This window comes from Xanthomonas indica (genome assembly GCF_040529045.1).
Taxonomy (GTDB): domain Bacteria; phylum Pseudomonadota; class Gammaproteobacteria; order Xanthomonadales; family Xanthomonadaceae; genus Xanthomonas_A; species Xanthomonas_A indica.
Genome location: NZ_CP131914.1, coordinates 1,047,242 through 1,059,194 on the forward strand (window position 1 = coordinate 1,047,242; position 11,953 = coordinate 1,059,194).

The window sequence follows — 11,953 nt, forward strand, 5'->3', positions numbered from 1 at the left end:
GGTGCGCGGTCCGGACGCAAATGGCGGGACACGCACTATCCTGTGTCGATGACCGATTCGCCTGCCGCCGCATCCGCTTCCTCTTCGTTCCTTGCGTCGCCGCGCATTGCGCTGGTGTTCGGCGGCAGCGGCCAGATCGGCGAGCGTCTGCTGCATCGCCTGCTGGCCGCCGGCTGGGAGGTGCATGCCTATTCCCGCCAGGCGCGCGCGGCGCAGCCGGGCCTGCACTGGCATGCCGGCGAACTCAGCGCGCTGCAGGCGCCGCCGGTGGCCGCCGAGGTGGTGTTCAGTTGCGGGCCGCTGGACGCCTTCGCCGACTGGTACCGGCGCGCGCCGGTCGCGGCCGCGCGCGTGGTCGCCTTCGGCTCCACCAGCCTGGAGGTCAAGCGCGACTCGCTGGATGCGGCCGAGCGCGACGTCGCCCGGCGCCTGCGCGAGGCCGAAGCCATCGTGTTCGCGGTCGCCGCCGAGCGCGGTGCGGCGGCGACCGTGCTGCGGCCGACCCTGGTCTATGGCGCCGGCCGCGACCGCACCCTCAGCGCGATCGCGGCGCTGGCGCGGCGCACGGGTTGGTTCGTGCTGCCACGCAGCGCGAGCGGCCTGCGCCAGCCGGTGCACGTGCAGGACCTGGCCGACGCGGCGCTGGCGGTGCTGGCGCATCCGGCCACGCACGGGCGCAGCTATGCCCTTGGTGGCGGCGAGACGCTCAGCTATCGCGAGATGGTGCGGCGGGTCCTGGCCGTCCTAAGGCCACCGGCGCGGCTGCTGTCGCTGCCGCACGCGCTGTTCGCACTGGCGCTGACGCTGGCCCACGCCTGCGGCCGCCTGCAGGGCATGAACCGCGCCGCGCTGCAGCGCATGCGCGAGGACCTGGCGTTCGATCTGCAACCGGCGCGGCAGGATTTCGGCTACGCGCCGCGCGCCTTCGCGCCGGATGCGGCGATGCTGGGTCTGGAGACCGGGGACACGGCGAAGCAGGGTTGATTCGATGTCGCACCGCGGCAGTCGCCAGCTCGATGCGGATGAGGGCTGCAATCGAGTGGACGAGGGAAACCCGGCGTCCCCGCTCATTTGGCGATGCCCGGCAGCGTTCTCGGCCGCGTTCAGTAGCGCCAGTGCATGCGCCGGTACAGCTTGGCCAGCACCCAGGCCGGGCCGATCAGCAGGTAGGTCAGGTCGGTAAGGAAGCTGGGACGATGGCCTTCCAGCGCATGGCCGATGAACTGCGCGATCCAGGCCACCACGAACACGCCGATCGCCAGCCACAACAGCCCCTGCAGCCCCAGGTGCGCTTCCAGCAGCCGACACAGGCAGCCGCAGAAGAAGAACGCCGCCAGCATGCCGTAGCCCAACGGGCGCGACAGGCGGTTGTAGTACATCCACGCCGCGAACATGCCCAGCGCCGCCCACAGCCCGCTCTGGAACCAGGTGCCGCCCACCGGGATGCACCACAGCAGCGCCACCACCGACCACAGGATCGCCGGCACCGCGACCACGTGGATGCGCTGGTTGGCGACATTGCGGTGATCGTCGGAATAACTGGCGAAATAACGGTCGATCGGGCGCGCGTAGGCGGTGGTATCCATCTTCCCTCCCAGGAACCGGCCCAGCATAGCGCCATCGCTGGCGCGATGCGGAGACACCGGGCCGCGGGAGGCGAGGACCGCGGCGAGGGGATCGTCCGCGGTGATCCGGCGGAGCGGACAGCCTTTGCCCGCTGCACGGACGCCCTTCCCGTTTACCGGTTGGACCCGACTCCGCAACGTTCCCCGCCCGCGCAGCCCGCATGCAGGCTGCCCGGCCAGCGGAGCGACCTTTCGAGGGGCTCTAGAATCTCTGGGACGTGTCCCGTAGGAGCGGCTTCAGCCGCGACGGGTTTGAGCGGGAACGTGCCCGTCGCGGCTGAAGCCGCGCCTACAGGGGGACCTTGCAGGCGGCTCGATCGTGCCCGATGCAGGTATGAGGCGTGCTTTTCCGTTTCGACGAACGAGGTCCGAGATGCGTCGGACGCCGCCTGGCCGGTCATCGCAGGCAAGCGGTGGCGTCGCCGATCAGGGGCGATCGCGCTGTCGGCACGATCGCCCCACACCGTTTGGCGGCTCAGGCGCGCGCCATGCTCCTGTTGGCTTCCTGCTGCTGCTCGCGCTGCACCGACTCCTGCTGCTGCGCGGACTGGCGGGCCAACTGCGCGCTGGTCTGCTCCAGCGGCGGTGCCGGCTGCTGCAGGTCCACCGCCGCACGGAAGCCCGGCGTGGTCCCGGCGACGAAGGCCTTGTCGTTCGCCACGCTGACCTCCTTCAGCTTGTCGGGGCTGAAGCCGAGGCAGCGCATTGCCGCGGGGGCCACATCGTCCAACGCCGGGGTTGCAGTCGCCCGCTCAACCACTATCGAGCACCCCCGCGCGTGGCGACGGATCACAGTCCGTTCGCGAAGAAATCCAGCTTCTGCGGTTCGATCCATCCCTGCGCACAGTCGCCTTCAGGACGCGCATTGGCTGGGATGGTGCACGGTCGACCCCGCTTGCGCTGCGTCACGAAGTCGACCGGACGCTCGCCATACTGTTTGCAGATTGCCTTGCCCTGGCATGCGCTGACGCTCGCAGGCGGGAGGGCGACCACGTAGTAGTAGGTGGCCTGTTGACCCGCATGCGCGGTCGCGAGGATGCAGACGAATTGCCCATCGGACAGCTTGGCGGCGACCTGTGCCTTGCTGCCGGTTACCGGCAAGGCGTCCAGAAGTGTGGTGTCGTGGTCGGCTACGCCTGCGAAGTTTCCGTCTGTGCCACAGCGTGGGGATATGTCGACATCGTAGAAATCGCCGGCGTCCATGTTGCCCGAAACGCAGCCGCTTCCCTTGGCCGCATTTTCACAACGCAGGTGCAAGGACTCGGCGAGCGCTGCAATGCCGTCATCCTGGCGCGCTGTCTGCGATCGGGTGGATGCGTCAGCGACGGGGTTTGCGGTCGGTGCGGCGTCGGCCTGCCGAGGGTTGCAGGCGGCCAGTGCCATGGAAAGTGCGAACGCGGCAAAAAGTCGAGGCGAGCTGGCCAACGCATCCTTCTGGGGGCAGGCAATCATCCGTGCGGGTGCCCGAGCCTGGTCGGGCACAGCCATCGGATCATGAGCAGCCCGATCGCGTCCAGGAACCGCATGGTGACGCCTCGTGCAATCAGCCCAATGCGCCGGCCACCCGGCGCATGGCCCCCCACTCAGTCGATCGAAATCCCCGCCAGCCGCTGCAGCGCCTCGGCATACTTGGCGCGGGTGCGGTCGATCACGTCCTGCGGCAGGCGCGGGCCGGGCGCGGTCTTGCCCCAGTCCAGCGTCTCCAGGTAGTCGCGCACGAATTGCTTGTCGTAGCTCGGCGGGCTGGTTCCGACCTCGTATTGGTCGGCCGGCCAGTAGCGCGAGGAGTCCGGGGTCAGCATCTCGTCCATGATGTACAGGCGGCCGTCGGCGTCGGTGCCGAACTCGAACTTGGTGTCGGCCAGCAGGATGCCGCGCTCGGCGGCGAAGTCGGCGGCGAAGCGGTAGATGCGCAGGGTCGCGTCGCGCACGCGCTCGGCCAGTTCGGCGCCCACGGTCTTGACCATGGCGTCGAAGTCGATGTTCTCGTCGTGGTCGCCGACGGCGGCCTTGGTCGACGGGGTGAAGATCGGTTCGGCCAGCTTCTCGGCCTGGCGCAGGCCATCGGGCAGTTCGATGCCGCTGACCTTGCCGGTGCGCTGGTAGTCCTTCCAGCCGCTGCCGATCAGGTAGCCGCGGGCGATGGCTTCCACCGGCACCGGCTTGAGCTTGCGGGTCACCACTGCGCGCTTGGCATACAGCGCGGTGTCCACGCCCTCGGGCAGCACTGCGGCCACGTCGATGCCGGTGAGGTGGTTGGGCATGAGGTGTTCGGTCTTCTTGAACCAGAAGTTGGAGACCTGGCACAGCATCTCGCCCTTGCCGGGGATCGGGTCCGGCAGCACCACGTCGAAGGCGGAGAGGCGGTCGGTGGCCACCATCAGCAGGTAGTCGCCGGGCGGCGCGTCGGCCGGGAGGCGCTCGCGGGGGAGATCGAACACGTCGCGGACTTTGCCGCGGTGGCGCAAGGGCAGGCCGGGCAGATCGGATTGCAACAGCGTGGTGGACACAGGCACTCCTACGGACTTCGCAATGGCGACCGTCCCGGGACCCGGCGGGCCCGCGGCGGACGGCGGGCCGCGTAGTGTACGGCCGGAATGCCCCGCTGTGCCGTAAAATGGACGGCCCTGACGCCGCGCCCGCCCTTGCCCCATGCCCTGGTACGGAAAACTGCTCGGCGCCATCGCCGGGGCCCTGCTGCTGCGGCCCACGCCGGTGCTGGGCGCGCTGATCGGGCTGCTGATCGGGCATGCCTTCGACGCTGACTGGTTCAAGCTGTCCCAGCGCGAGGATCCGTACCGGGAGCTGGGCCTGACCCGCGACGCCACCGACGCCGAGATCGAACTGGCCTACCGCCGGCTGATGTCCCAGTACCACCCCGACAAGGTCGCCAGCGCCAGCCCCGAGTTGCGTGCCCGCGCCGAGAAGAAGGCCAGCCAGCTCAACACCGCCTACGACCGTATCCGCACCCTGCGCAAGCGCTGAGACCCCGCCATGTCCGACTGCATCATCTCCCCGTCCATCCTGTCCGCCGATTTCGCCCGCCTCGGCGAGGAAGTGGATACCGTGCTGCGCGCCGGCGCCGACTGGATCCATTTCGACGTGATGGACAACCATTACGTGCCGAACCTGACCATCGGCCCGATGGTCTGCCATGCGTTGCGCAAGCACGGCGTCACCGCGCCGATCGACGTGCACCTGATGGTGGAACCGGTGGACCGGCTGATCCCGGATTTCGCCGAGGCCGGCGCCAGCATCATCAGCTTCCACCCCGAGGCCAGCCGCCACGTGCACCGCAGCATCCAGCTGATCAAGTCGCACGGCTGCAAGGCCGGACTGGTACTCAACCCGGCCACCCCGGTGGACATCCTCGACTGGGTGCTGGACGACCTGGATCTGGTGCTGGTGATGTCGGTCAACCCGGGCTTCGGCGGCCAGGCCTTCATTCCCTCGGCGCTGGACAAGCTGCGCGCGATCCGCGCCCGCATCGACGCCAGCGGCAAGCCGATCCGGCTGGAGATCGATGGCGGCGTCAAGCCGGACAACATCGCCGCGATCGCCGCCGCCGGCGCCGACACCTTCGTCGCCGGCTCGGCCATCTTCAACGCACCGGACTACGCCGAGGTGATCAAGCAGATGCGCGCCGCGGTGGCGGGGCGCTGAGATGGCGGTGCTGCACATCCGCCCGGCGGTGGCCGACGATGCGGCGCTGATCCTGCGCCTGATCCGCGACCTGGCGCGCTACGAGCGCGCCGAGGACGCGGTGCAGACCGACGAGGCCGGCCTGCGCGCCAGCCTGTTCGGCGCCGACGCCCGCGCGCAGGCACTGATCTGCGAGGCCGACGGCCAGCCGATCGGCTACGCCGTGTATTTCTACAACTACTCCACCTGGCTGGGCCGCAACGGCCTGTACCTGGAAGACCTGTACGTGGACCCGGCGCACCGCGGCGTCGGCGCCGGCAAGGCGCTGCTGCAGCATCTGGCGCGGCAGGCGGTGGCCGAGGGCTGCGGCCGCTTCGAATGGTCGGTGCTGGACTGGAACCAGCCGGCGATCGATTTCTACGAAGCGGTCGGCGCCCGCGCGCAGGACGAGTGGACCGTCTACCGGCTGCAGGGCGAGGCGCTGGCCAGGTTCGCCGCCGGCTGAGCGGCGCCGGGCGGCCAAAAGAAAAGAACCGCACCGTCGCCGGTGCGGCCCCTGGGAGATAAATCGGAGGCTGATCCTGCCTCCATCCGTCTTCCTTGCTATGGCCTTCCATGTTCCGGACGCACGGTGACGTGCGTATGACAACGGCCGCGCCGGGATTCACGCATCGCCCATGCCGCGCCCGTTAGCGTGGGCGCCTCACCCCGGGATGGTTGGCATGGCTGCAGCGCACTGGCGTTTGATCCTCAACGGCAAGTCGGCCGGCGACGAGACGCTGCGCGAGGCGGTCATGGACATGCGTGCACGCGGCGTGCCGCTGCAGGTGCGGGTCACCTGGGAGCAGGGCGATGCCGAGCGCTACGTGGCCGAGGCGGTGGCCGATGGCGCCGCCTGCATCGTCGCCGCCGGTGGCGACGGCACCCTGAGCGAGGTTGCCAGCGCGCTGGCGCATCGCCAGGAGGCGGCCGCGGCATTGCCGGTGCTGGGCCTGGTGGCCCTGGGCACGGCCAACGATTTCGCCACGGCCACCGGCATCCCGTTGCCGCCGCTGGAGGCGCTGGAACTGATCGCCCGCACCACGGCGCAGCCGATCGACCTGCTGCGCATCGAGGCCGAGCACGGCCCGCACTGGTGCGCCAATGTCGCCAGTGGCGGCTTCGGTACCCAGGTCACGGTGGAGACCGACGAAGGCCTGAAGAAGATGCTGGGCGGGCTGGCCTACCTGGTCACCGGCATGAGCCGGCTGGGCCGGATCGATCCGATCCGGGCCCGTTTCGAGGGGCCGGAGTTTTCCTGGGAAGGCGATTTCATCGCGCTCGGCCTGGGCAACGGCCGCCAGGCCGGTGGCGGCCAGGTGCTGTGCCCGGACGCGCTGCTCGACGATGGCCTGCTCGACCTGACCCTGGTGCCGGAACTGACCGGCGAAGTCGCCGCGACCCTGGGCACCCTGGTCACGTCCGGCAAACAGGCCGCGCTGGAGCGAGTGGCGGTGCGCGCGCGCCTGCCGTGGCTGCGGATCGAAGCGGCGCAGCCGCTGACCCTGAACCTGGATGGCGAACCGGAAACCTCGCGCCATTTCCGCATCGACTGCGTGCCCGGCCGCCTGCGCATGCACCTGCCGCCGGCCTCGCCGCTGCTGCAGGCACGCGGGCGCTAGCGAACCCCGCAGCGCACGCCTTCCATCTGCGATCGTGTCGCTCGCGTGTTGCTCTCGTAGGAGCGGCTTCAGCCGCGACCGGCATCCCCGGTAACGCCCGTCGCGGCTGAGGCCGCTCCTACGGAGATGTACCCAGGCAATGGATCCCTGTGGGAGGGACTTCAGTCCCGACGCGACATCCTCACCGACCACCTCCGCGCCGCGATCGATTGGTGGCGTCTGCAACCGTTGCCAGTCGCCGCAGTTGCGGTAAAGTAGCCGCCGTGTCCAGCCTGACGACCCCGCGTTCCTTCACTTCCGCTCGCCGTGCGTGGCGATGGTGGCCTGCAGCCGTCGTCCGCCCTGTCACCGAGTCCCGGAAGGAAAGCCGTCTTGATTACCCGCGAGCAGTTCCAGCGCTACGCCGCTGAAGGTCACACCCGCATCCCCGTCGTCCGCGAAGTGCTGTCCGACCTGGACACGCCGCTGTCGGTCTATCTCAAGCTCGCCGACGCCCCGCACACCTATCTGTTCGAATCGGTCGAAGGCGGCGAACGCTTCGGTCGCTACTCGATCATCGGCCTGCCGGTGCGCCGCGTGTACACCTTCCGCGGCCATACCCTGGACGTGCGCGACCATGGCGAGCTGATCGAGCGCCGCGAGGTCGCCGATCCCTTTGCCGAAGTGGAGGCGCTGCGCGCGCAGCATGTCGTGCCCAAGCTCGCAGGCGTGCCCGGCTTCACCGGCGGCCTGGTCGGCTGGTTCGGCTTCGAATGCATCGGCTATATCGAGCCGCGGTTGGCCGGTGGTGTCGCACGCGACGAGCTGGACACCCCTGACATCCTGCTGATGCTGTCCGAGGAAGTGGCGGTCTTCGACAACCTCAAGGGCCGCCTGTACCTGATCGTGCATGCCGACCCGGCCGAGGCCGACGCCTGGGAGCGCGCGCAGGCGCGCCTCGATGCGCTCACCACCACGCTGCGCCAGCCCGGCGCCGGCTACCCCGCGCCGCTGGCGCGCGACGTGCTGGACGAGAGCGACTTCGTCTCCGGCTTCACCCGCGAGGGCTTCATCGCCGCGGTGGAAAAATCCAAGGACTACATCCGCGCCGGCGACATCTTCCAGGTGGTGCTGAGCCAGCGCCTGAGCGTGCCGTTCACTGCGCGCCCGGTGGACGTGTACCGCGCGCTGCGTGCGCTGAATCCGTCGCCGTACATGTATTTCCTCGACGTCGGCGACACCCAGGTGGTCGGCTCCTCGCCGGAGATCCTGGTGCGGCTGGAGAACGGCCAGGTCACCGTGCGCCCGATCGCCGGCACCCGGCCGCGCGGCAAGACCCCGGAAGAGGACCAGGCGCTGGAGGCGGAGCTGCTCGCCGATCCGAAGGAGCGCGCCGAACACCTGATGCTGATCGACCTGGGCCGCAACGATGCCGGCCGGGTCTCGCAGGCCGGCAGCGTCGCCGTCGGCGAGCGCTTCGTGATCGAGCGCTACAGCCACGTCATGCACATCGTCAGCGAGGTCACCGGGACCCTGCTGCCCGGGCTCAGCTACGCCGACGTGCTGCGCGCCACCTTCCCCGCCGGCACCGTCAGCGGCGCGCCGAAGATCCGCGCGCTGGAAGTCATCCGCGAGCTGGAGCCGATCAAGCGCAACGTCTACGCCGGCAGCATCGGCTACCTCGGCTGGCACGGCGACGCCGATACCGCCATCGCCATCCGCACCGCGGTGATCAAGCACGGCCGCCTGCATGTGCAGGCCGGCGCCGGCATCGTCTACGACTCCGACCCGCAGACCGAATGGGACGAGACGATGAACAAGGGCCGCGCGCTGTTCCGCGCGGTCGCCGAAGCGGCGAAGGGGCTGTGAGCGCCGCCGCGCCGCGGATCGGCTTCCGCAACGACTACAGCGAAGGCGCGCATCCGCGCCTGCTCGCCGCCCTGGCTGCGGCCAGCGCCGAGCAGAATGCCGGCTATGGGTTGGACCGGCACAGCGCGCGCGCCGCCGAGCTGATCCGTGCCGAGATCGGCTGCGCCGACGCCGACGTGCACCTGCTGGTCGGCGGCACCCAGACCAACCTCACCGCGATCGCCGCGTTCCTGCGTCCGCACCAGGCGGTGATCGCTGCGGCCTGCGGCCATATCGCCACCCACGAGACCGGCGCGATCGAGGCCACCGGGCACAAGGTGCTCACCGTGGACGCGGCCGACGGCCGGCTCACGCCGGAGCGGATCGCGCCGCTGCTGGCCGAGCACGGCAACGAGCACCTGGTGCAGCCGCGGCTGGTCTACGTGTCCAACACCACCGAGGTCGGCACGCTGTACCGCAAGCACGAACTGCAGGCGCTGCGCGCGTTCTGCGACGCGCACGGCCTGCTGTTGTTCCTGGACGGCGCGCGCATCGGCAGCGCGCTCACCGCCGAGGGCAACGACCTGCGCATGGCCGACGTCGCCGCGCTGACCGATGCGTTCTACATCGGCGGCACCAAGAACGGTGCCTTGCTCGGTGAGGCGCTGGTGATCCTCGACCCGGCCTTGAAAGCGGATTTCCGCTACCTGCTCAAGCAGCGCGGCGCGCTGCTGGCCAAGGGCATGGTGCTGGGCACCCAGTTCGCCGCGCTGTTCGAGGACGGCCTGTTCTACGAACTGGCCACGCACGCCAACCGCATGGCCGCACGGCTGCGCGACGGGCTCGCCGCGGCCGGCGCGCAGTTCGCCTCGGACTCGCCGACCAATCAGCTGTTCGTGATCCTGCCGGCCGCCGCGGTCGACCTGCTGGCGCAGCGCTACGACTTCGAGCGCTGGCAACGGCTGGGCGACGGTCGCTGGGTGATCCGCTTCGTGACCTCGTGGGCCACGCAGGACGCGGCGGTCGATACGTTGATCGCGGATTTCGCTGCGCTGACCCGGTCCGGCACGCAGCGTGCGGCCGGCTGACATTCCGCCAGGGAGAGGAAGATGAACATTCGCACGTTTGGTGCCTGGGCCCTTGCCGCGGTGCTGGCCTTGCCGGCCGTCGCCAGCGCGCAGGTCAACAGCCTGCCGTCGCAGCCGCACTTGTTGGTGAAGGGTGAGGCCGAGCGCGAGGTGATTCCTGATCGGTTCAACATCAAATTGACGTTGGAAGCCGTCGATGTCGCGCCAGAAGCGGCGCGTGCGCGGGTACAGGAGGATGCGACCAGTGTCCTAGCCGCCTTCAAGCAACACCATGCCCTGAGCAACAGCGTACAGGCGTCCACCTTGTCGATCGCGCCGGAACGGCGCTACGAGAACGACCGCCAGGTGTTCAAGGGAACCAAGGTGCAACGCACCTTGTCCGCCGACTTTTCCACACTCGACGATGTGCGCCAGTTCCTGGCCGGGTTGAAGACCAGCCAGTCTCTGCAGGTCTCTGCGATCACTCCCGCCTACAGCAAGGAAGCGGAGGTGCGCGCCGAACTCAAGCGCCAGGCAGTTGAGCAGACGCGCGTCTCGGCGCAAGAACTGGCACGCGCTTACGGGGTAGCGCTGGGTGGGCTGTACACGATTTCCACGGTCGCCCCCAACTTCGCCTATGGAATTCAGGCAGGCACCTGGCAAGGAGGCCGAAGCCAGGTTGGTGACGGCTACGGATACAGCTTGGACGCCATCCAGGTGACGGGCAACCGCGCGGCCGCGGCGCCGTTGGCCGAATCCCTCGAAGCCGGCACCCTCACCCTTTCCGAAAACGTCTATGCGGTCTTCCTGATCGCGCAATGAGTCCTTCGCCATGCTGCTGATGCTGGATAACTACGACAGCTTTACCTACAACCTCGTGCAGTACCTGCAGGCGCTCGGTGCCGAGGTCAAGGTGGTGCGCAACGACGCGCTCAGCGTGGACGAGATCGAGCGCCTGGCGCCCGAGCGCATCGTCATCTCGCCGGGGCCGTGCACGCCGAACGAGGCGGGGGTGTCGCTGCAGCTGATCGAGCGGCTGGGGCAGCGCACGCCGATCCTGGGTGTGTGCCTGGGCCACCAGAGCATCGGCCAGGTCTACGGCGGGCAGGTGGTGCGTGCCGGCACCATCATGCACGGCAAGACCTCGCGCATCCGCCACGAAGGCCGCGGCGTGTTCGCCGGCCTGCCGGACCGCTACGAGGCCACCCGCTACCACTCGCTGGTAGTGGAGAAGACCACGCTGCCCGACTGCCTGGAAGTGACGGCCTGGACCGAACACGACGACGGCACGGTGGAGGAGATCATGGGCCTGCGCCATCGCCAGTTCCCGGTCGAGGGCGTGCAGTTCCATCCCGAGTCCATCCTCACCGAGCACGGCCACGCCTTGCTGAAGAACTTCCTGGAGCGCTGAGCGCGCCGCGACGGCGCCACCCGCCTTCCGTCACTGCCGGAGCCTGCCGATGCACGATCGCACCGACGCCTTCCACTTCTACGAACCGGCCCACGGCCACGGCTTGCCGCACGACCCGTTCAACGCCATCGTCGGGCCGCGGCCGATCGGCTGGATCGGCTCGCGCAGCGCCGACGGCGTCGCCAACCTGGCGCCCTACAGCTTCTTCAACGCCTTCAACTACGTCCCACCGATCGTCGGCTTCGCCAGCATCGGCTGGAAGGACAGCGTGCGCAACATCGAGGCCACGGGCGAGTTCACCTGGAACCTGGCCACGCGGCCGCTGGCCGAGGCGATGAACGCCAGTTCCGCCGCGGTGGCGCCGGAGGTCGACGAGTTCGCCCTGGCTGGCCTGACCGCCGCGCCGTCGCGCCTGATCGGCGCGCCGCGGGTGGCGGCCAGCCCGGTGAGCTTCGAGTGCCGGCTCAGCCAGCTGCTGCCGCTGCAGAGCGCGCGCGGCGAGCCGATCCAGACCTGGCTGGTGCTCGGCGAGGTGGTCGGCGTGCACATCGCCGAGCACGCCCTGCAGGACGGCATCTACGACCCGGCCGCGGTCGCCACCCTGCTGCGCGCCGGCGGCCCGGCCGACTACTTCGAGGTGCTGGCGCAAGGGCGCCTGCGCATGCCGCGGCCGACGCAGGCGCGCTGACCCGCGCTGCCTCCTTCCTTACACGCCTAACC

The 11,953-nt window shown here is 69.4% G+C and carries 14 protein-coding genes; 10 read left to right on the forward strand and 4 right to left on the reverse strand.

Features of this window, described 5'->3' with window-relative positions; translation table 11 throughout:
* The first annotated feature begins 48 nt into the window (after positions 1–48).
* Positions 49–984, forward strand: a complete 936-nt coding sequence (locus Q7W82_RS04405) for an NAD-dependent epimerase/dehydratase family protein (RefSeq protein ID WP_242160187.1) — start codon at positions 49–51, stop codon at positions 982–984.
* 119 nt (positions 985–1,103) lie between these two features.
* Here Q7W82_RS04405 and Q7W82_RS04410 read toward each other — a convergent pair whose 3' ends face one another.
* The 4 genes from Q7W82_RS04410 to Q7W82_RS04425 form a co-directional block, all read right to left on the reverse strand.
* Positions 1,104–1,586, reverse strand: coding sequence for an Mpo1-like protein (locus Q7W82_RS04410; protein ID WP_242160188.1), 483 nt, complete (start codon positions 1,584–1,586; stop codon positions 1,104–1,106).
* Positions 1,587–2,100: 514 nt separating this feature from the next.
* On the reverse strand, positions 2,101–2,355 hold the full coding sequence (locus Q7W82_RS04415; RefSeq protein ID WP_242160189.1) for a hypothetical protein: 255 nt from the start codon (positions 2,353–2,355) through the stop codon (positions 2,101–2,103).
* Positions 2,356–2,414: 59 nt separating this feature from the next.
* Complete coding sequence (locus Q7W82_RS04420) at positions 2,415–3,008, reverse strand: hypothetical protein (RefSeq protein ID WP_242160190.1); 594 nt, start codon at positions 3,006–3,008, stop codon at positions 2,415–2,417.
* Positions 3,009–3,208: 200 nt separating this feature from the next.
* A complete protein-coding gene (locus Q7W82_RS04425; protein WP_242160191.1) occupies positions 3,209–4,135 on the reverse strand; it encodes a phosphoribosylaminoimidazolesuccinocarboxamide synthase in 927 nt (308 codons plus the stop codon).
* 142 nt (positions 4,136–4,277) lie between these two features.
* Between Q7W82_RS04425 and Q7W82_RS04430 the strand changes: the two genes are divergently transcribed.
* The 9 genes from Q7W82_RS04430 (at position 4,278) to Q7W82_RS04470 (ending at position 11,921) form a co-directional block, all read left to right on the forward strand.
* Positions 4,278–4,610, forward strand: coding sequence for a DnaJ domain-containing protein (locus Q7W82_RS04430; RefSeq protein ID WP_010341396.1), 333 nt, complete (start codon positions 4,278–4,280; stop codon positions 4,608–4,610).
* Positions 4,611–4,619: 9 nt separating this feature from the next.
* Positions 4,620–5,288 carry a ribulose-phosphate 3-epimerase gene (gene rpe / locus Q7W82_RS04435; protein WP_242160192.1) on the forward strand — a complete coding sequence of 223 codons (669 nt, stop codon included), beginning with the start codon at positions 4,620–4,622 and terminating at the stop codon, positions 5,286–5,288.
* Between the two features lies 1 nt (position 5,289).
* Positions 5,290–5,772 (forward strand): GNAT family N-acetyltransferase, encoded by a 483-nt coding sequence (locus Q7W82_RS04440; protein WP_242084721.1) that lies wholly within the window; start codon positions 5,290–5,292, stop codon positions 5,770–5,772.
* 217 nt (positions 5,773–5,989) lie between these two features.
* Positions 5,990–6,928 carry a lipid kinase YegS gene (yegS, locus tag Q7W82_RS04445; RefSeq protein WP_242160193.1) on the forward strand — a complete coding sequence of 313 codons (939 nt, stop codon included), beginning with the start codon at positions 5,990–5,992 and terminating at the stop codon, positions 6,926–6,928.
* Between the two features lie 372 nt (positions 6,929–7,300).
* Positions 7,301–8,776, forward strand: coding sequence for an anthranilate synthase component I (gene trpE, locus Q7W82_RS04450; RefSeq protein ID WP_242084719.1), 1,476 nt, complete (start codon positions 7,301–7,303; stop codon positions 8,774–8,776).
* Positions 8,773–9,843: an aminotransferase class I/II-fold pyridoxal phosphate-dependent enzyme gene (locus Q7W82_RS04455; protein WP_242160194.1), complete on the forward strand. Its 1,071-nt coding sequence runs from the start codon at positions 8,773–8,775 to the stop codon at positions 9,841–9,843. Before trpE ends, Q7W82_RS04455 begins: the two co-directional genes overlap by 4 nt.
* Before the next feature lie 21 nt (positions 9,844–9,864).
* Positions 9,865–10,644 (forward strand): SIMPL domain-containing protein, encoded by a 780-nt coding sequence (locus tag Q7W82_RS04460; RefSeq protein ID WP_242160195.1) that lies wholly within the window; start codon positions 9,865–9,867, stop codon positions 10,642–10,644.
* Between the two features lie 10 nt (positions 10,645–10,654).
* Positions 10,655–11,233: an aminodeoxychorismate/anthranilate synthase component II gene (locus Q7W82_RS04465; protein WP_017913955.1), complete on the forward strand. Its 579-nt coding sequence runs from the start codon at positions 10,655–10,657 to the stop codon at positions 11,231–11,233.
* Positions 11,234–11,282: 49 nt separating this feature from the next.
* Positions 11,283–11,921 carry a flavin reductase family protein gene (locus Q7W82_RS04470; RefSeq protein ID WP_242160196.1) on the forward strand — a complete coding sequence of 213 codons (639 nt, stop codon included), beginning with the start codon at positions 11,283–11,285 and terminating at the stop codon, positions 11,919–11,921.
* Positions 11,922–11,953: the final 32 nt, after the last annotated feature.